This is a genomic window from Candidatus Komeilibacteria bacterium CG_4_10_14_0_2_um_filter_37_10, from assembly GCA_002793075.1.
Taxonomy (GTDB): Bacteria; Patescibacteriota; Patescibacteriia; order UBA1558; family UBA1558; genus UM-FILTER-37-10.
In genome coordinates this window covers 17,858-39,333 of record PFPO01000013.1, presented here as the reverse complement: position 1 = coordinate 39,333, position 21,476 = coordinate 17,858, and the positions used below count along the sequence as shown (strand labels likewise).

The window sequence follows — 21,476 nt, the reverse complement described above, 5'->3', positions numbered from 1 at the left end:
TAGTTTACTAGAAAGTGCAATATGTGTGTGCACATTACCAGCTTTCCTTGACAACATATAATTATTATTATATTATCTAGTAACATAAATTATAAAAATTAATCTTAGTAAACAAATATGGCTCATAAGAAAGCGGGCGGAACCGCCTCCAACCTACGTGATTCCAATGCCCAACGTCTCGGTGTTAAGCTATTTGCTGGTGAGAAGGCAAAAAGTGGTAATATTATCGTCAAGCAAAGAGGAACTAAATTCCGCGCTGGTCTCAACAGTAAACGCGCAAATGATGATTCGATTTTTGCTACTAATAGTGGTGTGGTTAAATTTCGCAAGAAAATTATTAAAAAATACGACGGTAAATTAAAATCCGCCACCTATATCGATATCGTTTAATTCTTCAGAACAAAAAACCCTTTCTGATCAGAAAGGGTTTTTTTAATTTACAATAAAATAATTACTTTAAATTTTAAGATAACGACGCATTGCCAAGGTGCTGGCAATAAAGGTAATGAAAATAGCCACAATAATTTCAATACCAAATACAAACAAAAAATTATTCATTAATAACTGTACTAAATTGGTGGAATAATCACCAAAGAACTGATCAAAATATGGTTGTAGCCAGCTGACCAGTGGAAAAATAAGCAATAGAATGATAAACATCGAAAATAAACTATACATAATACCCTGTAAAAAAAATGGTGTACGAATAAACCAATTAGAAGCACCAACAAGTTTCATAATACCAATCTCCTCGCGATGAGCATAGATACCCATTTGAATGGTATTGAATACCACAATACCGGCAATGATAATGAAAAAGATACTTAAACCAAAACCAATCTTTCTTATTTGCTCCGTATATTTTGCGATATTATTAATCAAATCACGAGTTTGATAAAATTCACTATTATCAATTTCTAAAATTGTTTTATATTCATCCTTACCTAATTCCGCTAATAAACTTGGCATATCGTTTAGATCCTTAACCTTGACCATGAGACTGCCAGCAAATGGATTTTGCTCAAGGACCGCCAGTGAAGATAATAATAATTCATTACCTTGATTTCTTTCCTTAAATTTAGTTAAGGCGTCATCGGCGTTAATGAATTTAACCTGACTAACATCAGGCAGCTTAGCTAATTCTTCGACGAGATAATCCACTTGCGTTTGCTGAGCATCTTTAGTAACGTCAATATAAATTTCTGTTTTTGATTGCACGACTTCTATCAGGTGCATCGATATTAGATTGAATATTAATAAAGCGGAAACTGAAAGTAAGGCCAACGTAATAATGGACGTAGTGCCAACGGTCAAAAGCCAATTACGCCAAAAATTTTGACCGGCAAATTTCACTGTTCGATATAAATCAAGAAAAAACATAATTATAATAAATAACGACCCCTTTCTTGGTCAGAAATAATTTTACCATTTTCAATAGCAATAACTCTCTTCTTCAAACTATTAACAATATCACGATTATGGGTAACTAACAGCACCGTAGTACCAATTTGATTAATTTTTACCAACAAGTCAATAATTTCTCGGGAGTTAATAGAATCTAAATTACCTGTGGGCTCATCAGCGATTAATAATTTGGGTTTATGAACTAAAGATCTGGCAATAACCACTCGTTGTTGTTCACCGCCGGACAACTGTTTAGGATAACGGTCCATTTTATTTTCTAAATTAACAATTTTCAAAACCTGCGGAACTGTTTGTTTGATTTTATCAGTACTACAACCACAGGTTTCCAGAGCAAAAGAAACGTTTTCATAAACTGTTTTCTTAGGTAGTAGCTTAAAATCCTGAAAAACAACACCGATTTGCCTTCTTAAATAAGGTATTTCATAGGGTTCAATTTTGGTTATATCCCAACCACCGATAACAATCCGCCCCGAAGACGGCTTTTCCTCAGCGATAATCAATTTGACCAGAGTTGTTTTACCAGTTCCTGATTGACCCACCAAAGAAACGAATTCACCAGCTTTAATTTCCAGATTGATATTATCTAGGGTGTAGCCACTATTATATTTTTTACTAACTCCGAGAATTTTAATCATGGTATTTTCTCTATTTTAACATTAATCACACCCGCTCGTAAACTAGAAATCTTTTTAAAAGCTACGGCATCTAAATCAATCAAATTTTTTGTCCATTTTTCTGGACCATAATCATTTATTTTGACTATAACTGATTTATTATTATTAATATTAGTAACTTTTAACTTGGTACCTTTGGGATAGTCTCGCGAAGCTGCACATAAACACTTACGATAATGATACCAGGTGGCTCGACCCAACCAGCTATCTGGCTGATAAGCAACGAGGATAAATAATTCTGGTTGCTCGGTGGTTGCTATGATCAATTCTTTTTTTAAATCTATTTTGCTATCTAGCATTTGCCACTGCTGCTGATCATTTAAAAAATATAGTAATGGCATTTTTTCTGACACTGGACGATATTTTAACTGCAAATTATATTTATTATTGTGGGTATTACTAATTTGATAATGATAGACCAGATCGTTATTTATGACGGCAAGAGTCGGCAAGGTTTCTAAATTTCGCGTATCAATCTGCACTATTTGTCCTGACCAGGGAGCCAAGGGAATAATACTAAATATTTGATCACTACTACTGTATTTATTTTTTGCTGTCGGTTGACTGATAATAATTTTTTCTTGCTCCATCAAAATTAATTGGCCCGCTGTCTGAGTAAGTGTGATATAAGCGAAATTATGAACAGAATCTATTTTTGTTTTCTGTCGTTGCCATGTCGCGTTAACGTTTTCTCGATACCATATCTGCAAAGCTGTATTCCCAAATGATGAAAATTTTATATTAAATTGAATAGCTTGTTTTAAGGACGCTACCGATAGTAAATAAAATGAATAAGCATTGGAACGAGTAGATCCCGGCGGCAACACCTCGGCTGATGTACTGTTTAAATAAACAGCAACGTCCTGCTGTAATGCATTAACTGGTATTTGGCTGGAAAAAATATTATCCTCGGAAGATATAATCTGTATGTTTTGATTGTCACCAACTGTAACAATTTGACTTACTTCTGCGGCTTGTAAATCATCCACAAAAATTGCCATACAAACGGCAAAAATTAAAAAAAAGCTGGTAATTTTATGTCTGGTCAATGTCATTAGTTTATATTATAATTGAACAACTGCGGGTATAATTTAATGGTAGAATACGTCCTTCCCAAGGATGATGTACGGGTTCGATTCCCGTTACCCGCTCCAAGAAGTAATTTAATTAATTTATTGTTTGCATTATTTGAGTGTGGCTATAAAAAGTTATTAAGTATAGTCTACACCTGCAGTCATCAGCTTACGATGTGCCTCGGCACGTCGTTCGCGAACGACGTGCCGAGATAGCTCAACGGTAGAGCAACGGTATCGTAAACCGTAGGTTGGAGGTTCAAATCCTCTTCTCGGCTCCATAATATTAATTGGTGGTAGTAATTTAATTCGTCATCAATCACCAAAAATCATTTATCGGCAAAAAAATAATCGAGCCATCTTTGCCAATTTTTACCATCTTGTTCGGACGGATCAATGACTGTCAGCGGTGTTGGCAATAATTCTTTCACTTGCGCTGTATTGGAAATAATTATTACTTTTTCACCAGGTTTCCGCATGTTGAGCTTAGTACGGGCTTCTTCTTCAACAAAATCATTACTTTGTACATAATTTAATAGATTGGCTAAATCATTTTTTTCTTGAGCTAAATCGGCCAATTGCTGATTAATATTTTTCAAATTACCGCGTAAATCCCTTTGTCGATAAATATCTTTGATCGCGACAGCAATAAACAGTATAATAATGATAGCCAACAAATATATTATCACTTTACTGTTAAATAATTTGTAAAATAAGTTATTTTTCATTATTAATCATAACTCAATTTAATTAATATGCTCAATCGTAAGTGGCAAAAAAGGATATGGCGAGTGGTGGCAATAATTATCATCTGCTCGATGCTGATTTGGCTGATGGCTTTTCTCTATTACTAATCATCGCTTTTCCTGAGAACGGCAAGATAAGCAGCACTAGGTATTTGCACATGACCGCGAGAGGCCATTTTTCTTTTACCTTTTTTCTGTTTATTGAGCAACTTCATCTTTCTGGTAACATCACCGCCATAAAGTTTGGCCGTCACATCCTTACGCAGCGCTGACAACTTTTCCGAAGCAACTATCTTGGCGCCGATAGCAGCTTGTATTTTTACCTCAAATTGTTGTCGCGGAATTATTTTCTTTAATCTTTCTACCATTTGCCGGGCAACCTGTTGCGCTTCATCGCGATATACTAAAGCGCATAAAGGTTCTACTTTTTCCTCAGCAACCAAGATATCTAATTTTACTATATCAGTAATTTGATAGCCATAAAAATTGTAGTTCATCGAGGCATAGCCAGAACTGATGCTTTTTAACTGACTAAAAAAGTCCGAAAGAATTGCCGTAAGAGGCAATAAATAATGTAAAACTGCTCTATTTTCATCAAGGTATTCTGTATTAATATAATCGGCACGCCGTTCTTGCAATAAACTCATGACATTGCCTAAATATACTTGGGGTGTGACAATATCAACCTGCAATAGTGGCTCCTCCACTTTTTGTACTTTGGTGATATCAGAAAAGTCTAATGGACTACTTAAAATTTCTATCCGGCCATCAGTAAATGTTACGCGGTAACCAACGGCGGGAATGGTGACAATCAATTCTAAATTAAATTCTCTTCGTAATCGTTCTTGCACTACTTCCAAATGCAATAATCCCAAAAATCCACAGCGAAAACCAAAGCCCAAAGCTGAGGAGTTTTCTGGTTGGTAGTCCAGCGCCGCGTCATTCAACTTTAGTTTTTCAATAGCGCTGCGTAATTTGTTAAATTCGTTTCCTTCCCGGCAAAATAAACCAGCAAATACCATTGGTTTAATCTCTTTATAGCCCGGTAGTGGTTTGGTATTCTCCGTGACCAAAGAGACCGTATCACCAACTCGGGCGCTGGTAATTGTTTTCAAAGCGGTAACAATATAACCAATTTCACCACACTCTAAACTGGGGCTTGGTTGTAATGTTGGTTTAAAACAACCAACTTCCATAACTTCAGTTTCGGCACCAGTGCCTAACAATCTAATCTTTTGCCCCTTAACAAAACGACCAGAAACTAAACGAACGAAAACGATCACACCGCGATAGTCATCAAACTTAGAATCAAAAATCAAAGCCCGCGCTGGGGTGTCAAGCTCTGGTGGTGGTGGCACCTTCGCAATAACATCTGTTAAAATACGCTCAACATTTAAACCAGTCTTTGCTGACACGGCAATAATATCTTGGGCTGGACAGTTTAATAATTTCATTAACTCTTTTTCCGCGGATTCCACATCGGCTGCTGGTAAATCTATTTTATTAATAACGGGAATTATTGTTAATTGTAGGTCTTGAGCTAGATGCAAATTGGCTAGAGTTTGCGCTTGAATACCCTGAGTCGCATCCACAATCAAAATAGCGCCTTCCACCGCGGCTAATGAGCGTGATACTTCATAGTTAAAATCTACGTGTCCCGGAGTGTCAATTAAATTTAATTGATAACCTTGATAGTTCATTCGCACGGGTTGTAATTTAATGGTAATACCGCGCTCCCGCTCGATATCCATAGTGTCTAATAATTGATTTTTCATATCTCGTTTCGCGACGGTATTTGTCAGCTCCAAAAAACGATCAGCTAGGGTTGATTTACCGTGATCAATATGCGCAATAATACAAAAATTACGAATACTTTCTTGGTGTTTATTCATGATTTTCCTTTAATCTATTTTTCGGTAAAAATTTTTTTAGTTGCTCCATGATCATTTTCCATTCATTTAACTGATCACGATAAGCAAGTAGTAAATAAGTTATTAATCCGCCCGTCAACGCTACGCTAGCTTGCAGGAAAATACCCAAAAAAGTATGCATATTTACTATGGATGATAAAAGATGTAATAAGCCATAAATTACCAGGCCCATCAGAAAGGAATTAATCGTCATTTTGATGATGGCGTTAATTAAATTATGGTCATCAAGATCACCAATGCGTTCTCGTAAAATAAACAACAAAGTTAACATGTTAAAAATATTGGCCAAAGAAAAGGAAATGCCCAAACCAATAATACCAAAATGCTGGGATAAATAAATACCGAGAACGATATTAATAAAGACGCTAATAACACCGGTTATCAGCGGTGTTTTTGTATCCTCTAAGGAATAAAAGGCTCGCGCTAGAAGTGGAATACTGCCCTGAGCAAACAAAGATACGGCCAATACTCCCAAAACCTGTGCTGTGTAATAGGTATCCTCCCAATCAAATTGTCCACTGCCCAAAAATAAACGAACAATCTGGGCTCGGGTGACTAAAATCATTACGGACAAGGGAATCATGACAAAAAGTATTTTACGCCAACTAATACCAAAGCAACCGCGGAAATGATCCATTCTTTGATCGGCAATTGCTTGAGAGAATATAGGAAAGGTGGCAATGGCCATCGAAATGCCAAAAATGGAAACGGGAAAACTTTGTAAATTATTAGCTAAATTAAAAATGGCAATACTACCAATGGACAAAGTAGAGGCAATGGACATTATTACCACTTGTTCAATTTGCGAAGCTCCTAAACCAATTGTTCGCGGTATCATTAAAGTAAATATTTTCTTTACTTCGGTACTAAATCGTAATGCCGCCTGCCAGCGCCAACCATGATACAGAGCAGCAGATAACTGGGCTATCATATGCAAAAAAGCACCTAGTAATACACCCCAGGCTAAACCCTTCTGACCGTAATAAGGAACTATAAAAATTATACCGCTGATGATACCGATATTATAAAAAATAGGAGCTAACGAATATAAAAAGAATTTACGCCAAGCATTTAATACACTAGAAAAAATATTACTAGCAGCAAAGAAAACAATGCTCAATAACATGATGCGGGTTAATTCAACTGTTTCCGTTTTCATCACTGAAGAAAATCCGGGTGTAATTAAATCAATAATAGTGGGAGCTAAAGCAATACCAATACCGACCAAAACCAACATGGTAATAATAAAAAAATTGAGCAACGAGTTGATCAATCTTTGACCTTCTTCTTTGTTCGCTGACCAGGTTTTAATAAATACTGGAATAAAAGCGGCCGCAAACGCACCTAACATTAAAGTATTGAAAATAAAATCTGGTAAACGAAAACTAGCATAGTAAACATCGAGCGTCTGGCCAGCGCCGAAGGTACTAGCAAGTAGTCGATCACGAAAGAGACCAACAATCTTAGCAATGATAGAAAAAAAAGCGATAAGTATAGCACCGCCAGTAATGGAAGTTGATATCTTTCGCCAGAACATTTTTAACATAATTATTTAGTAATTATAATACGATTTTCTATTCTTGTCCAGAAAAAAAACGCGTCCTAATGGAGCGATTCTCTACGTCGTAATTTTCTTAATTTTTTACCTGAGTTTATTCAGGTTAAAAAAATTATCAACATAGTCTTCTATTAGGACGCTTTTTTTATTGACTATAATAATAATCGACTTTATCAGTATAATAAACTAATTTAACCTGTCAAGAACAAGAGCTAAAACAATTATTCTAATTCCCAAGACAGGGTTTGATCATTGGCTAGATTGAATGTCATATCCAGTCCCTTGTCGGCGCTAAGAATCAATTCGTCATTTTGCTGAAGATTAAAGATGCTCCACTTTTTACCACCAACAAATTGAACATGAATAGGAAATTCATCCTGACCAGATTGTTTCTGTAATAACAATGAATAAGTTAAGTGATACTTGGTGGCAAAAAGTAAATTTTGATAAAAATTGGAATTTTCTATTTTAGTAATACTAATCGGTAGACGATAGGTAAAAGTGATGGTTTTGCTTTCACCGGGATCCACCATCAGCCACTGACCATAAACCTGCTTATTAAATTGCTGGACAGTATAATACTGATCAAAAGATTGAAAGTAGTTAATCCCATCTTGCTCCATCAAGTCGCGATCCGGCTGCAATTCTATTTTTTCTCGGCTAAACAATTTATTATCCGGCGGTGTAGCACCCTCAATACTGATCAGCTCAGCGCCCAAGGGAACGTAAATACGAACAAACGAGACATTGCGCTGTCGCTCAAAAATATCATTGGGATTACCTTGATGATCACGCGTAATGGCCGTCTTGGCAATTAAATACAAATCCGGACCAACGCTTAATTGATAATCAATTTTTTGTTTAACAACTTTCTCAGTCTTACCACCAGCAATATTCTGGTTAACCACCAGCAAATAATCACTTTTACTGTCCTGGATATTACCAGACCAGCCTAGTTTTTCTACTTGTTGTTGTTGTTTTTGATCAGCTAAATAAATTTGAATCTGACGACTACCTAACTGCTGATTCAATAGTTTGCCAAAAGCTAATAGTTCAGTGGGCGATAATTTGCTACTATTTTCTAACAACGCTTTGGCCAAATCGGCGATAATTTGTTTGGGCTTATTAGTTTCCTTATCATATTCGAATTCACTGTAGTGTTGTAAACTCATAATCACGTTATTAGCGTTAATATCCTTCTGATACTCTGGTAAATTGATAGTTGGTAAAATCTTCAGCCAATCAATCAAAGCATCACTATTGATCGCAATAACACCATCAACGGTTGGACCACCAGACTTTTCATAAAACCAGCTGACTTTCTTAGCTACTGTCGGCCAATCAGGCCACCAATTAGCATCCCAGAAAAACCAACGATTTTCTATTAATTGCATGGGATAGGGTGCATAGACAAATTCTTTCAGTTGTCCCTTGAGGTCATATGAGCCACCACCAGGAATATCCAATTTTTTTATTTGGCCATTAGCTACATCCAGTAAACCAAAACTACCAATAAAGCCGCCAGTGGCCCGGAGTTCATTGCTGTTCTGAAAGAGTAATAAATATCTTTTAGGCTGATCCTGTCCTAAAAAATTATTGAGCCAAACAGTAAAATCTTGTAGCTCATTAATATACTGTGCTATTTTTTCATTACTGTTTTGCCACAGATAAAACAGTGATCGATACTCTTTGGGTAAAACATTGGGGTTGATTTCCGCAATTAACGGTTTTATTTCTGCATAGCGTTGTTGAATATAAACCGCTCGATTGTGAAGATTGGTTAGTAATTGAGTAGGGTTTTGCTCACCAGTAGCAGCGTCAATGTCAGCCATCGCCGTAACAATACTGGCTACGGCATCACCAATATTCAATAATTTACTGCCAACACTTAACTGCTCACCGTAATAGGGAATGTTTTTACTGAGCGTTAATAATCCTTGGTGGTAATTTAGCAACTCTTTCTGAGCACTATTAAAATTAAATTTAGCCCGTTGAAATTTCTCACGCGCCGTAGTCCAATCACCTTGCTGTAAAACTTGCCAACCAGATTCCAAATTTCTGACCGCTTCCTGACTAATACCCAAAACCAATCCTTTAGTTTTATTTAATTTTTGATAATAATGAAAACCGGAAATAGGTAAAATAACTAATAAACACACAAAAGTAAAGAAAAAAACTTGCTGCCAACTCCAACGGTTTCGCAAATTAATATTAGTAGCTGACCAGTGGCGTTCTAGCCAAAGATTAGCTCGTTGATCTAAGCGATAGAACCAGCGCAATAAATAGTGCGACGGGATATTTAATTTTTTTCCAAGATGCAAAAATATTATAGCTAAATTAACTATGGTTAAACGCGACCAGGCTCCGAAAAATACCACCCGATTTTGTTTTTGCAAAAAAGTTGGCCAAGAACGCCAATGCTGTAAAAATATAGGTGTTGTGATGACAAAAATATCCTTTTTCAGCCAAGTCCATGCGCGCTGAAAACTATAATGACTAACAATGGGTTGTGGTGGTGGCTGCGGTAATTCTGTTTGCGCAATAACTTGCTTTTTCAAATCAATTACAAATCGAGAAACTGGAATGGAATTGTTATTCGCTGTACCGGGTAGCGTATAATGATCATTCACAGTTTGATTTTCAATTAATTTTTTTAGTTCATACTGCGAAATGACCTTTTCCTTTTCTTTGCGAGTTAATAAATCAAGTAATTCTTGATCGTCAATAACGAGATCAGCCAAATCAATGCTAGCGATCTTTTTATTGGTACTATTTGGTAAATTATTTAAATCTTTATTGGACATCCAAAATAATAATATAATCCTTTTCCTGGCCTGCCGCCGTTAATACTTTTAAACTAATCGTTGTGCCTAGTGGATACTCCTGAATAATCTGATTTAAACTATTAATACTATTAAGTTCCTGATCGTTAACCGCTAAAATAATATCCCCTTTTTGAAGTTTAGCACGAGCCGCAGGACCCTCAGCGATAATTGCTTCAGCTTCAGTACTGCCATAAATTAGCGCTCCGCGATTGTAGCCGCGTTGGAGATCCTTCGGTAAACCAACGATTTCTGCCAGATCAATGTATTGTAAACCCAGATAATTATGCATTGGTTTGTTTTGACTATTCAAAAAGTTAGTGACTAAGTTTTTTAAATAAAATCCAGCAACTACTAAATCAGTTTGTTCTTTTTGTTTTATTAACAAACCGGCAACTTCACCATCACTGGTAAAAATCGGACTACCACCGTACTCCGTACTGATTTGTTTATTCAGTTTCCAATATGAAGATAATTCTTCCGTACTAATGAGATAATCCAAAATAGTACTTCCTAGCGCCCGATAATTACTACTAATAACGTTGACGTACTGCGTTTCGGGATTACCCAGTCGCATAGTGTTTCTTAACAAAATAAAATCTTCATTGGCGCGAGCAGTTTGATCATTAATAATACTTCGTGTTTTTAAATTTTCGGCCTTAATTTTAGCTAAAATTAACCCAGTATAGTTATCCTTGATAACTTGCTCCAGCTCATATCCCTGCCGATCACCAGTAATAACCAAAATTTCTTTCAAGGGAATATTTGCTAAAATGGCCGAAGTTAATAGCCAGCCATCACTGGTAATAACTAAGCCTTGAGCTAAAACATTTTTTTCCGTTAATAAATTGGAGTTGTCCTTATTATTTTTCCAATAAAAAGTAACTGTTGATTGAGCGATGCTGTCCATCAGCGCGTTCGTTGTTTTTTGCTTAGCACTCAAATCTCGTTCCTGCAAAGCCGTTAAAATATCCACTTTTTTTACTTCATCATTTGGTGTTTTGTTCTGAAGATATGCTGGCTTCATTGAAGCTTGCCAATAACCACCAAAAAAACCCGCTAGTAATCCGGCCAGCAGCGCGACGATAATCAGACCGGTCCAACTCAAAGAACGGGTGGGGATGCGAATTTCGTCACTACTGGCATAAATTTCTTGAATAGTTTCCGCCCGCTCATTGCTAATTTTTTTTTCTTCTTTATTTAGCTTCATAATAGTAATGAAAAAATTTCTTATAAATAATTAAATTAAGAATAAAATAATAATTGACTAATGCTACTAATGAGCGAGCGTACACATCCATTGGCCAAAAATCCAAAACTAATGTTATTTGCCAACCAAAATATAAAATAAACAGTAACTGCAACCAAGTAAATTTGTAAAATTGGGAATTAAGCACCAAAATAACAATAATCACTACCGCACTAACAGCCGATGTCCAATAGGTTGACCAGTTGAAATAGATAGCAAAATTATAAACTAGTACCTGTAAAATGTAGATTAACAAAAAAATATAAGAAAATTGCCAATCTTTCAGCCACTGATATCCTTTCAATAAAAATTGATACTGATTTTGAAAGGTATATGTTAGTTGTAAATAAAAAACCAATGTTAAAATTATTGTTAATACCCAATAGAACCAATTAGCTGGCACAAATAAAGAGAAAACTGTCACCGCAACTAAAAAAATAGTTTGATTAATAATTCCTAATCCGGCGGTTAATAAATTTTTTGAACTAAACTGCCAATGGCGCAAGGATAAGTTATAAAATATCAATAATAAGAATATGATAAAAACTAAACTATAGACCATAGTCGAGTATTTTAAATATAGCAGCTGGGCTAATAAAAAAATTAGGGGAATTAAAAACGATAATACTCGATTCAATAAAATCATGCTTACTGGATTAAAAAATTTAAGCTACTAGCTAACCATTGAGCTTCTTGCTCTAGCTCTAAATACATTTTTTTGGCCTCTTCAATCTGTCCAGAAAAATCTTTGCTTAAAGCAACTACCAATTGAAAGTGAACTTGTTGCCAATCTTTCGGCACTCCACTTAAAGCCAATAGTTTCTCCCGAATGGCATTAACCGCATCTTGACGCGTCATTGACTGTTGCAAAACCACTCCTCGGGCTTCGTCAAATATGGCCCCGACAGCAGCTTGATAATTCGTTACCAAAACTTCGGGTGATGGTAGATTACTTATCACGTCATTGTTGCTTGTCGGCACTTGATCTTTACGGCTTTCACCGAGAATAATAAAAATCAATGCCCCGGTTAATATTACTAATATTAGAAAAAAGATAAATTTAGTTTGCCGCATTTTTTTATTTTAATAACTTATTAATTGTTTTGACTGGCAAATAAAATATTTTTATCCAGCTCTTGCCAATCCTCACTCTGCCATCGATAAACATGCAAAGAACCATACAGATCCGTCAAATCATATCGCATTTTAACCTGCACTTGGCCACCGATACGATTGGAATAATTAGTCTTCTTATCCAGCATTCTCGGACGAATAATATACTCTAATCTAAATCTCAGACCGTCTTTGACAAACTCAATAGTTTCAACGCTTTCGGTTGCTGGTGGATCAGAATTTTCTAGCTCAAATGTCTCAATACTGGAATTCTCAATTTTGAATCGATCCATGATTAAATCCTTTGTTTTTTGCCATTGATCTGTTGTCATAACGATTGTTATTATACCATTTTTATTTATTTTAAACAAAACAGAAAATTTTTAAATTTTCTGCATGAATCTCCTCTATTATTTGAATTGAATTACATCTGTTATTTTGGCACGACTAACAAATATTTAACTTTATGAAACTGCCGTTCATAGTTAGCATCGCTAATTTTTTGAACATTGGGTATTTTCCCCGTCGCTTTAATAGAAGGGATATTATCTAAACTAATAGTCAAAGTAATAAAAGGCAGATCCAATTTTTTAATTAAATACTGCTTAAACTTCCCACTCAAACCTTGATTACGATATTTAGGATCCACCACAGTATGAGTAACATTTTTTTCATAATCAGTATCATAAACACCAACGATTCCTAATTTTTCGTTGTTGGTACCAAAGACTGTAAAGTAGTGTTGGTTGGTGTAATCTTCACTACCAAGAGCAATCCAATCATCATGGCCTTGGATTTCATCAAAATATTGCTGATCAAAATCCCCAAGGCCTTGGATTTCGACTTTATTTTGATTTTCTATCTGATTTAATTTGATATTTTCTCTATTCATTATTTTATTATATTATCATTAATTAATTAGTAAAATATTTTATAATACTATAATAAACATTACAATTCATTAATTTCCCTAACTAATAACCCGGTATTATCAACATCAATAAATTTGTTTAATTGATCAACGGGTAATTTTTCTATAACAATCAAAAAGGCTTTAATAATATGAGCGTGAGTAACTACTAGCACGGTATCATTATAATGTCTTGGATAAATATCAGTGAGAAAATCCTTAATCTTAGAAACTAGTTGCTCGTTGCTCTCACAGTCTGCTGGCAATTTATCCCAATCCCAATCATGAGGAAATTTATGTCCTCGAAGATTACCACAATCTCTTTCGCGTAACCGGGTATCGGTTTGTAGTTTTACGACTGGATGGTATTTTAAGATGGCTTGAGCAGTGTCCACCGTTCTTTGCGCATCACTAACAAAGACATAATCTATCGGCAAACCACTTATTTCTTTAGCTAGATCCGCAGCTTGATTAATCCCTTTTGGTGACAAGGTTCCACCGGTTGGATCCTGACATATATTATCTGCATTTTCCATTGTTTCTCCATGACGGACGATAATTAACTTCATAAATATTTATTTTTTAAATAATAAATGGTACTACGGCAATAATAATCCCCACTAATAAAATAATTGTTCCTAAAAAATAATTTTTTTTCGGTAATACTTCTTTAAAATTATCGTTAAAATATTTTTCACTTCCCTTCATATCAGCCAGTGCTCCAGCATTATAAATACCGGGTAAAATAAAATTAAAGATCTTCTTGCTTGATAAATTTAAACGTCGGTCATGGTTAATAATTAACCACAACCCAATACCAATAGACAGTAAACCAAAAATATAAGTTGTTAATTCATCAACTGTAAAATCATTAGGGGCAAATAAGCCAGCCAAAAATATTAAAGCGATGATAAAATATACGCTACTAATGATCCTGTAATTTTTTACTGTACTACTTTTAGATTTCATTTTATTATAAATTAATTTTATTTTAACAATGATCACCAGCTACATAGCCAGTAGTCCAACACAGCTGCAAGCTATAACCACCAGAAGGTCGATCAATATTCAACATATCGCCAACAATAAACAGTTGAGGATGCCGACGTGATTGCATAGTTTGCCAATCAATTTCGGATAAATCAACACCACCAGAAGATACTATAGCCTTATCAGCTCCGAGTAATCCTTGCACGTGTAAAGGTACTGCTTTGAGTAAATTAATCAATCGTGAACGAGCATCTCGCTCTAAATGGTGATTAACTGTATCATTATCAATTTCCGCTAATTTTAATAATTCTACAGCTAAAGAAGCTGGCACTAATTGGATCAACATCGTCCGTACCTTAATTCGACCGTCATCACTAATTAAGGATAATATTTTTTCTTTTAATTGCCCATGGTCGTATTGTGGTAATAAATCAATTAAAATTTCCACCTTATCATATTTCAGTAATTCTCTAATCTGCTTACTCATATTCAAAATAGTTGGGCCACTCACACCAAAATGAGTAAATAATAATTTGCCAGTTTGCGACTTTTGATTTTTATTGTACTGTCTGATAGTCAAACGAACATCAGTAAGGGTAACGCCACTGAGATTCTTTACCCAGTAATCACTGAGCACTACTGGTACCAAAGACATTTCATTAATAATAATTTTGTGACCCAAGGATTTGAGCCAATCAAATCCTTCGCCGCTAGAGCCAGTATCTGGTCGCGATACGCCGCCACAAGCCACCACGCAAGATGACGCTTGAATTTCCGATAAATCATCTAGCCGAACAACTACTAAATTCTTTTTAATATTAATATTTTTCACTACAGCGTTAAACATTATTTTGACCTTACCTTGTGCTAAATAATCTGTTAAAACATCGAGTACTGATTGAGCGCGGTCAGAAACTGGAAACATCCGACCCTCTGCTTCTTCTTTAGTAGCCAAGCCATGATCTTGAAAAAAATTGATGGTACTCTGGACATCTAACTGGGAAAAAGTAGAAAACAAAAATTTGCTGTCTTTACCATACTTAGCTAAAAAGTTTTGTAAGCTACTTTGATTATTAGTAAAATTGCACCGCCCACCGCCAGTTAATAATAGCTTTTTACCCAATGAATCGTTTTTTTCCAATAGCAAAACGCGTTGTCCTCTTGCTGCTGCTCTACCAGCCGCCATCATGCCAGCTGGACCTCCGCCGATGACTATAACATCGTAGATACTTTTTTTAACTATTTTATTAGGCATTAAATAATTTTATATTCCAATTAAACTTAGTAAGTACTTATTTTAATAACACTTTACCAGGTATTGTACCCTGACGCTCACTAATATACCCCTCAGCCACTAATCTTTCCAATAAGTAGGCACTGCGTGCATAACCAACTTTGAGATGGCGTTGAATATAAGCCGTGGTTATCGTATCACAATTTAGTAATAAATGCTTTGTCTCAGAATAAAATGCCTCATTTTCTCTCTCCTCTATTGACGCTAATAATTCTGGCTTCTCTAAATAGCTAGAAACTTTTTTAATTTCTGCTAAAATCTCTAACAATAACATTTCTGTTTTGGTCATATTATTATTTATTAAAATTTATTTCTTGTTTCCACACTTAACATTCTTTGCTCAACCCATTTCTGGCTTCGTCCCATTAACTGCCAATTTTTGTGACCACGGCTAATAGATAGTTCCGGATCAATAGTTTCCTGCATTCTTTCATAACCGACTTTAGCCAGCCATAATTTGAGAGGTTCGGCCTTGGGAGATGGTACGGATTGGAGAAGACGAAAAATTGTCTCTACGTCAGCAACGTCGGTTATGCGTAATTTTCCATCCTCGGCCACCAATTTCAACCGGTTACATTTTGTAACCACTTCAGAACCCTCCTAATTTAAACGATTTTTAAGCACTTTCCAGTAGTTTCTTGATAGTTGAAAATCAGCTTGGTTTGTTAAAATTTTAATAATATCAACTACCGAAAAATACCATTTTTCTTGTTTTGCATCCCAAGTGCGGCGAACGGGATGTTCTTCAAAAATTGTAATAAGTTTATTGTTTGCTGATATCATATTTTTTTAATTAAAGTTAGTAATTGATCCGGATTATTTTTTAAATCTATTTCTATTAAACTATCCAAAACTCCTCTGTTCTTCAATATTACTTTTTCCGGGGTAAAGACGCAATCGTCCAGCCAGACAAAGGGCTGAGTAAAATCAATTGCTTCAGTTTTTAAATTTGACCAAGATGTTGGTTTGAATTGTTTTAATAAAATCATTGATTTTTCGGAGACAACTGATTCTAAATAACGCAGAGCATCAGTGGCATCGCCTTGCACGTGAGTAGATAGCCAGTAACAATCATAATTAGTAGTAGCGTAAATCAAAAATTCCTCAAGATGATTTGCTTCCTGACCTTGCTTAGTAATAATCGTACCGTCAATGTCTAGATAGAGGTTCATGCTATTTTAATTATATTTTCTCAATAGCGTCTTTTAAAACCATAGTTGCTTTACAGTCATCTTCATTATAAAGCAATATTCTTTCTAACTTACTTACTTCCTTTGTCTTTATATAATCATTAAACCACCGTATAGATAAAGCACCAGAGGGAGTTTCATCGCGCCAAGAAAAACCAAGGTATTGCGCTAATGTTTTAAGAGAGTAACTACCAACTGGCCAATCAGTATGTTTTTTTACAATTTGATATAAGTCAATCACATTGGGGTTGGCAAAAAAATGTTCTACTTCATCTTCTGCTATAACATCGGGATAATGTTTTTGCATTTTTCTATATGTTGTTTTCTCATGATGAGAATAATAATAGACAGAAAAGTTATTTTCTGGAAGTGATTTGATATATTGCCAAAAATCTGACCAAGCCTTTTTCTCTGCCTTTTCCGATATATCTTTTGCGGTAAAATCGAGAAATCTCTCACCCTGAGGACTTCTTTCATAAACACCGTGCAAATATATAAACTCTCGCGTCGGATCATCCTCAATATCAAAAAATAATTCATAATTGACTTGAGGGAATTCAATTTTTTCATAGACCACGGGTTTTTTTATATTTTTTATGATATTAGCTCTTGCTATAAATTGATCAATAGTTTTCTGTCCAATCTTATTAAGAAATGATTTATCTCTATCTTTTTGTTTCATTGCATCTTTTACATCAATAGCCAAAATGTCCGTAATTGTATTAATTTGTAAATCCTCATATAAAGTATCTCGTTTACTTCTACCTAGATTAAATAGACATGTTGGATCGTCATTATGAATCGCCCACTTTTTACAGCTGTTATACCACGGGCATAATTTACACGTCCCAGCCATAGCCGGTTTATTTTGTACTTGATTTTCTATTAGTAAAGTAACATTATTCAAAATTTGTTCATATAATTGCCAATAGGTAATCTTCTTAACTTTACCGATGGGATTTTCTAGATTATATATAACTTCATTGCGATGGATGTCATAGATAATACCTACCTTTTTTACCTCAAAACCAAGCCTGATAAGCGCGTCGCAGTATAATGCTAGTTGCACAGCATAATGTTCTTTTAACTTACCCTCATCGTTATTTTCTTCGTCAACACCCTCGTAACCCATACCGGACTTAATATCAATTGGTATATATGTACCATTGGGCATCAGTCTAAGTAAATCGGGAATACCGCAAATATTATCAGCAATCAAAACGCCCTGATATATCAAAGGAGTCTTATTTTTCATAGCCTCTATGGTGCTTTTAAATCGATATTCTAGACCACCCTCTGACAAATCAAGATAGTCACCAATTTGAGAAATAATAGTCTTTTCGTATTGCACACCTCTGTCCCAAAGCAATTGAACAAAGGGATTGGTTTCCATTATTTTTTCTTCTTCTGGGCCATAAACATCGCGCCAAACTCGATGCTGACATTGCATATAATCATAAAGTTTTGAAGCAGTGATGTGCATATAATTTATGACTTACTATAGGGAAGCTGTAATCTTATTGGATCATCGGCGTTTCTATACCTAAACAGCGCATCTCCCTTACTAAGAAGCGACTGAGCTCCTCCCTGTCCCAAGGCAATCTTAGAATCACTCTCACCTGCTGTGACAAAGACAAGTCTTGATAAAAATTTATTTCGCAAATCAATAGGAAAAGTCTCTTCGCATGGTCGAGAAGAATTAATAATTAAATGAATACCTACTTGTTCTGCACGATCCATAACCTTTAATATCATAGCTAATAATTTTTTGCCATGATAAGCATCGAAGACTATATAATCACTAATTTCATCAATGATAAAAACGATATAAGGCATAATTTGTTTTTTATGATACTCATCAATATTATTCACCTGACAATCGGAAAAAATCTTTAGTCTGTTATTTACTTCCAGATCACACCAAGCAAACGCTTCATTTATCTGATCGTGATCATTAATTATTGGTCTCAATAGATGGGGCAATTCCTGGAATGCATCAAACTCAACCTTTTTTACATCAGATAAAATAATATTTAACTCTTTTGGGCTGTGTTTTTTCGTCAAACTGATAATGGAAGTATTCAAAAAAGTAGATTTTCCTGAACCAGTGGCACCAGCCATTAATAAATGTGGTAATTTTCTTAAATCATAAAAATGCGAGTTATTAAAACCATCTCGTCCAAAAGGAATGATCAGACCTGACTCAAAATTTTTGTAAGTCTCGGACAATAGTTCATCTGCTAAATTAACTAGGGCTCGTTCTTTATTGGGGACTTCAATACTGGTGATATTATCCTTCACTACCATTCTAATTACCTGCACATCTAGAGCAATGAGCAAGGCATTTTTTAATTCTAGCCAGTGTTTACGATCTTTATGATAAATATCATTCAAGGTGCTAGGGGTAGCAAAAATATATGTAGCAAGAGTTGGATTTACACCAATGTTAAATATAGCATTACGAATATCAATGCCATACCAACTAAAAATATCCTTGATAATAGTCTCGTTATTTATTTGTTCTTCAATAATCATTATGATTAGTATAGCTGCCTAGTAAAGTGTTTTTAGCTCTTCATTAATGGCTTTATAAACATTGGAATATTTTTTTTCAGTATATGCTGTATCACGATATTTATAGTAAGTGTCACTGGTATAGTCCTCCATGTTATTTTCTTTTAAATCATAAAAATGAAACCCTACCCTTTCTGGAGTTCCAAAAGACCAATTAGGGTCTGTCCTAATACTCATTTCTTTTTCTGCTATCACAAGAGTGGAAGCCTGGTTACTTTCTTCAATCAAAATAATAGCCCGCGAAGAGCCATAGGCATTCTCAGTAGAGGTCAAATAATCTTTATACATTTCATCATTTTCGCTTTCTTTATAAACTTTCCAAATTGTTACCACGTTCCAATAAGAGATGTTTTTCTTTAACTCATTAGAATATTCGGAGGGTGATTGCATACTAAAAAAATATGTATTATAAGTATGCGAAGACACTCCATTATTGCGCTTAGCAACAAACACAGAATCAATTATTCCATCTTTGTCCAAATCTATTTTATTAGTCCCATTAGTGAGCTCAATCATTTCAAATGCCCTACCAGATGGTTGATGATTTACCATACCTATTGGATAATCAACAGATTCTTCCTGATCTGTGTCTATATTGTTTTCCTCCTGAAGTATTAACGAAGTCTGTTGCCAAGTATACGGAATTGTATAAATAAAAAATGAGAATACTAAAACAATGAAACAACTCTTAATAATAATAGATTTAAAACCATACTGCCATGGATTTAATATAAATATAATTAGAGGAACTAGCATTAATAAAGGCCACACATAAACATTTGATGATTGTACAGCTACATAAATAAATAATTCTAAATATGAAAACAGTGTAACTATACAAATTATCAAAATAGCAATAACTAGCATCACCTCTCGCAATGATATTTTCTTAGAGAGTAATAATGATTGAATAAATTGGAAGGGGTGTTTCATAAAATTATTAACTTATACCGCTAATTATTTAAATACTATCTACTATTTCACATTCTATTTCTTTATTCTTTAAATCATCATTAAAACTACACGATTTTAGATAAACTATATTTGCTTGCTCCCAGGATTCTAGTTTTAATAGTATTTTTCCATCACTTACTTCAATACTTTGTAATAAATCTTTGTCGTTAATTATGTTGGCTATCGATTTTTTTTGATTAACATCTACTACATAAACACCATAACCAGTTGACGCCCATATCCAATCATAGGGAATAATAGCTACATTTATTAATTTGCTCCCAACGGTAATCGAAAATCGTTTACTAGAAGCTAGATCCAAATTAATACTGGCATAGTTATCGTCATTATTAAATCTCTCTTCAATAATTCCGTTTACAAATTCAAAGCTGGGGCACTCGGTTTCACTTACTCCACATAAATCACTATATTTACTACCAACTTCAAAATTCAATAAATCAGTATTATTTATATCATTCGCTAAACTTTGCCTGACAACATAAAAGTATATAAAAATACCAAAAATACATAATATAATAAATAAAACAATTCCACTATTAATCAGTAATTTAGTTGAGTTGCCCTTAACCATTTTTGATAAAAAATTATTACTACTATTAAAATTTTTAATATAATCAACTACCAACGAAATCATTTTTCTAAATACTGATAGTTGCGGTTGTTTTTTTGGATCCATATAGAAATAATTATTTATTATTTTCTATTTAAAAAATGAGCCAATTCTACCTTATTAATATATCTTTTATTATTAAAATTTACTACATTTATAGCCTCAGAAAGTATTAACTTCTCCAGCTCTGCTTTTGTCATTACTTTTTTGGCAATAATACTGGTAACGGACAAACAATCTTTTTTGATATTTTTAAGTTTATCCTGTTTATATTGATAGAATGGTGTAATCTCACCAGTTTCTAAGTTTTTGATATTGATCATTTTCACTTTGATACTTATT

Annotated in this window: 25 protein-coding genes and 2 tRNA genes; 3 read left to right on the top strand and 24 right to left on the bottom strand. The window is 34.5% G+C overall.

The window, feature by feature from the left end; all coding sequences use genetic code 11:
• Window positions 1-117: 117 nt before the first annotated feature.
• Window positions 118-390 (top strand): 50S ribosomal protein L27, encoded by a 273-nt coding sequence (locus COX77_00760; GenBank protein ID PIZ99753.1) that lies wholly within the window; start codon window positions 118-120, stop codon window positions 388-390.
• Between the two features lie 66 nt (window positions 391-456).
• Here the strand turns inward: COX77_00760 and COX77_00755 are convergent, their stop codons facing one another.
• The 3 genes from COX77_00755 to COX77_00745 are packed head-to-tail and all read right to left on the bottom strand — an operon-like array spanning window position 457 to window position 2,440.
• On the bottom strand, window positions 457-1,380 hold the full coding sequence (locus COX77_00755) for a hypothetical protein (protein ID PIZ99752.1): 924 nt from the start codon (window positions 1,378-1,380) through the stop codon (window positions 457-459).
• Between the two features lie 2 nt (window positions 1,381-1,382).
• Window positions 1,383-2,060 (bottom strand): cell division ATP-binding protein FtsE, encoded by a 678-nt coding sequence (gene ftsE, locus COX77_00750; protein PIZ99751.1) that lies wholly within the window; start codon window positions 2,058-2,060, stop codon window positions 1,383-1,385.
• Window positions 2,057-2,440 carry a septal ring lytic transglycosylase RlpA family lipoprotein gene (locus tag COX77_00745; GenBank protein PIZ99754.1) on the bottom strand — a complete coding sequence of 128 codons (384 nt, stop codon included), beginning with the start codon at window positions 2,438-2,440 and terminating at the stop codon, window positions 2,057-2,059. The genes ftsE and COX77_00745 overlap by 4 nt, the downstream gene beginning before the upstream one ends.
• Window positions 2,441-3,179: 739 nt before the next feature.
• Between COX77_00745 and COX77_00740 the strand changes: the two genes are divergently transcribed.
• Window positions 3,180-3,253 (top strand) — tRNA-Gly (locus COX77_00740).
• 125 nt (window positions 3,254-3,378) lie between these two features.
• Window positions 3,379-3,453: transfer RNA gene (locus COX77_00735), tRNA-Thr, on the top strand.
• A gap of 48 nt (window positions 3,454-3,501) precedes the next feature.
• Here COX77_00735 and COX77_00730 read toward each other — a convergent pair.
• From COX77_00730 to COX77_00630, 21 genes are all read right to left on the bottom strand, one after another.
• Window positions 3,502-3,900 carry a hypothetical protein gene (locus tag COX77_00730; protein ID PIZ99750.1) on the bottom strand — a complete coding sequence of 133 codons (399 nt, stop codon included), beginning with the start codon at window positions 3,898-3,900 and terminating at the stop codon, window positions 3,502-3,504.
• 122 nt (window positions 3,901-4,022) lie between these two features.
• Window positions 4,023-5,810: an elongation factor 4 gene (locus tag COX77_00725; protein PIZ99749.1), complete on the bottom strand. Its 1,788-nt coding sequence runs from the start codon at window positions 5,808-5,810 to the stop codon at window positions 4,023-4,025.
• The gene (gene mviN / locus COX77_00720) at window positions 5,803-7,395 is read right to left on the bottom strand and encodes a murein biosynthesis integral membrane protein MurJ (protein PIZ99748.1); all 1,593 of its coding nucleotides are present in this window, start codon (window positions 7,393-7,395) and stop codon (window positions 5,803-5,805) included. The genes COX77_00725 and mviN overlap by 8 nt, the downstream gene beginning before the upstream one ends.
• A gap of 233 nt (window positions 7,396-7,628) precedes the next feature.
• The gene (locus COX77_00715; protein ID PIZ99747.1) at window positions 7,629-10,211 is read right to left on the bottom strand and encodes a hypothetical protein; all 2,583 of its coding nucleotides are present in this window, start codon (window positions 10,209-10,211) and stop codon (window positions 7,629-7,631) included.
• Window positions 10,201-11,439 carry a hypothetical protein gene (locus COX77_00710; protein ID PIZ99746.1) on the bottom strand — a complete coding sequence of 413 codons (1,239 nt, stop codon included), beginning with the start codon at window positions 11,437-11,439 and terminating at the stop codon, window positions 10,201-10,203. Before COX77_00710 ends, COX77_00715 begins: the two co-directional genes overlap by 11 nt.
• A complete protein-coding gene (locus tag COX77_00705) occupies window positions 11,426-12,124 on the bottom strand; it encodes a hypothetical protein (GenBank protein PIZ99745.1) in 699 nt (232 codons plus the stop codon). Before COX77_00705 ends, COX77_00710 begins: the two co-directional genes overlap by 14 nt.
• 2 nt (window positions 12,125-12,126) lie before the next feature.
• The gene (locus COX77_00700; GenBank protein PIZ99744.1) at window positions 12,127-12,552 is read right to left on the bottom strand and encodes a hypothetical protein; all 426 of its coding nucleotides are present in this window, start codon (window positions 12,550-12,552) and stop codon (window positions 12,127-12,129) included.
• Between the two features lie 20 nt (window positions 12,553-12,572).
• Window positions 12,573-12,962 (bottom strand): hypothetical protein, encoded by a 390-nt coding sequence (locus COX77_00695; protein ID PIZ99743.1) that lies wholly within the window; start codon window positions 12,960-12,962, stop codon window positions 12,573-12,575.
• Window positions 12,963-13,024: 62 nt separating this feature from the next.
• A complete protein-coding gene (locus COX77_00690) occupies window positions 13,025-13,483 on the bottom strand; it encodes a hypothetical protein (GenBank protein ID PIZ99742.1) in 459 nt (152 codons plus the stop codon).
• 59 nt (window positions 13,484-13,542) lie between these two features.
• Window positions 13,543-14,070, bottom strand: coding sequence for a hypothetical protein (locus COX77_00685; protein ID PIZ99741.1), 528 nt, complete (start codon window positions 14,068-14,070; stop codon window positions 13,543-13,545).
• Between the two features lie 13 nt (window positions 14,071-14,083).
• The gene (locus COX77_00680) at window positions 14,084-14,506 is read right to left on the bottom strand and encodes a hypothetical protein (protein ID PIZ99740.1); all 423 of its coding nucleotides are present in this window, start codon (window positions 14,504-14,506) and stop codon (window positions 14,084-14,086) included.
• On the bottom strand, window positions 14,493-15,746 hold the full coding sequence (locus tag COX77_00675) for an aminoacetone oxidase family FAD-binding enzyme (GenBank protein PIZ99739.1): 1,254 nt from the start codon (window positions 15,744-15,746) through the stop codon (window positions 14,493-14,495). The genes COX77_00680 and COX77_00675 overlap by 14 nt, the downstream gene beginning before the upstream one ends.
• A 37-nt stretch (window positions 15,747-15,783) precedes the next feature.
• A complete protein-coding gene (locus COX77_00670) occupies window positions 15,784-16,074 on the bottom strand; it encodes a hypothetical protein (protein ID PIZ99738.1) in 291 nt (96 codons plus the stop codon).
• 11 nt (window positions 16,075-16,085) lie between these two features.
• A complete protein-coding gene (locus COX77_00665) occupies window positions 16,086-16,352 on the bottom strand; it encodes a hypothetical protein (protein PIZ99737.1) in 267 nt (88 codons plus the stop codon).
• A gap of 33 nt (window positions 16,353-16,385) precedes the next feature.
• Window positions 16,386-16,568, bottom strand: coding sequence for a hypothetical protein (locus COX77_00660; protein PIZ99736.1), 183 nt, complete (start codon window positions 16,566-16,568; stop codon window positions 16,386-16,388).
• Window positions 16,565-16,957, bottom strand: coding sequence for a hypothetical protein (locus COX77_00655; protein ID PIZ99735.1), 393 nt, complete (start codon window positions 16,955-16,957; stop codon window positions 16,565-16,567). Before COX77_00655 ends, COX77_00660 begins: the two co-directional genes overlap by 4 nt.
• 10 nt (window positions 16,958-16,967) lie before the next feature.
• Window positions 16,968-18,458: a hypothetical protein gene (locus COX77_00650; GenBank protein PIZ99734.1), complete on the bottom strand. Its 1,491-nt coding sequence runs from the start codon at window positions 18,456-18,458 to the stop codon at window positions 16,968-16,970.
• A 5-nt stretch (window positions 18,459-18,463) separates the two neighbouring features.
• Window positions 18,464-19,510, bottom strand: coding sequence for a hypothetical protein (locus tag COX77_00645; protein ID PIZ99733.1), 1,047 nt, complete (start codon window positions 19,508-19,510; stop codon window positions 18,464-18,466).
• Window positions 19,511-19,528: 18 nt separating this feature from the next.
• A complete protein-coding gene (locus tag COX77_00640) occupies window positions 19,529-20,416 on the bottom strand; it encodes a hypothetical protein (protein PIZ99732.1) in 888 nt (295 codons plus the stop codon).
• Between the two features lie 94 nt (window positions 20,417-20,510).
• Complete coding sequence (locus COX77_00635; protein ID PIZ99731.1) at window positions 20,511-21,200, bottom strand: hypothetical protein; 690 nt, start codon at window positions 21,198-21,200, stop codon at window positions 20,511-20,513.
• A 17-nt stretch (window positions 21,201-21,217) separates the two neighbouring features.
• On the bottom strand, window positions 21,218-21,457 hold the full coding sequence (locus COX77_00630) for a hypothetical protein (protein ID PIZ99730.1): 240 nt from the start codon (window positions 21,455-21,457) through the stop codon (window positions 21,218-21,220).
• Between the last annotated feature and the right edge of the window lie 19 nt (window positions 21,458-21,476).

Coding starts and splice junctions, on each gene's coding strand:
- COX77_00650 (PIZ99734.1), bottom strand. CDS start 18,458: ATGCACATCACTGCTTCAAAACTTTATGATTATATGCAATGTCAGCAT.
- COX77_00755 (PIZ99752.1), bottom strand. CDS start 1,380: ATGTTTTTTCTTGATTTATATCGAACAGTGAAATTTGCCGGTCAAAAT.
- COX77_00630 (PIZ99730.1), bottom strand. CDS start 21,457: ATGATCAATATCAAAAACTTAGAAACTGGTGAGATTACACCATTCTAT.
- COX77_00655 (PIZ99735.1), bottom strand. CDS start 16,957: ATGAACCTCTATCTAGACATTGACGGTACGATTATTACTAAGCAAGGT.
- COX77_00710 (PIZ99746.1), bottom strand. CDS start 11,439: ATGAAGCTAAATAAAGAAGAAAAAAAAATTAGCAATGAGCGGGCGGAA.
- COX77_00725 (PIZ99749.1), bottom strand. CDS start 5,810: ATGAATAAACACCAAGAAAGTATTCGTAATTTTTGTATTATTGCGCAT.
- ftsE (PIZ99751.1), bottom strand. CDS start 2,060: ATGATTAAAATTCTCGGAGTTAGTAAAAAATATAATAGTGGCTACACC.
- COX77_00730 (PIZ99750.1), bottom strand. CDS start 3,900: ATGAAAAATAACTTATTTTACAAATTATTTAACAGTAAAGTGATAATA.
- COX77_00670 (PIZ99738.1), bottom strand. CDS start 16,074: ATGACCAAAACAGAAATGTTATTGTTAGAGATTTTAGCAGAAATTAAA.
- COX77_00645 (PIZ99733.1), bottom strand. CDS start 19,510: ATGATTATTGAAGAACAAATAAATAACGAGACTATTATCAAGGATATT.
- COX77_00760 (PIZ99753.1), top strand. CDS start 118: ATGGCTCATAAGAAAGCGGGCGGAACCGCCTCCAACCTACGTGATTCC.
- COX77_00660 (PIZ99736.1), bottom strand. CDS start 16,568: ATGATATCAGCAAACAATAAACTTATTACAATTTTTGAAGAACATCCC.
- COX77_00690 (PIZ99742.1), bottom strand. CDS start 13,483: ATGAATAGAGAAAATATCAAATTAAATCAGATAGAAAATCAAAATAAA.
- COX77_00700 (PIZ99744.1), bottom strand. CDS start 12,552: ATGCGGCAAACTAAATTTATCTTTTTTCTAATATTAGTAATATTAACC.
- COX77_00705 (PIZ99745.1), bottom strand. CDS start 12,124: ATGATTTTATTGAATCGAGTATTATCGTTTTTAATTCCCCTAATTTTT.
- mviN (PIZ99748.1), bottom strand. CDS start 7,395: ATGTTAAAAATGTTCTGGCGAAAGATATCAACTTCCATTACTGGCGGT.
- COX77_00715 (PIZ99747.1), bottom strand. CDS start 10,211: ATGTCCAATAAAGATTTAAATAATTTACCAAATAGTACCAATAAAAAG.
- COX77_00675 (PIZ99739.1), bottom strand. CDS start 15,746: ATGCCTAATAAAATAGTTAAAAAAAGTATCTACGATGTTATAGTCATC.
- COX77_00745 (PIZ99754.1), bottom strand. CDS start 2,440: ATGCCATTACTATATTTTTTAAATGATCAGCAGCAGTGGCAAATGCTA.
- COX77_00640 (PIZ99732.1), bottom strand. CDS start 20,416: ATGCTAGTTATTGCTATTTTGATAATTTGTATAGTTACACTGTTTTCA.
- COX77_00635 (PIZ99731.1), bottom strand. CDS start 21,200: ATGGATCCAAAAAAACAACCGCAACTATCAGTATTTAGAAAAATGATT.
- COX77_00685 (PIZ99741.1), bottom strand. CDS start 14,070: ATGAAGTTAATTATCGTCCGTCATGGAGAAACAATGGAAAATGCAGAT.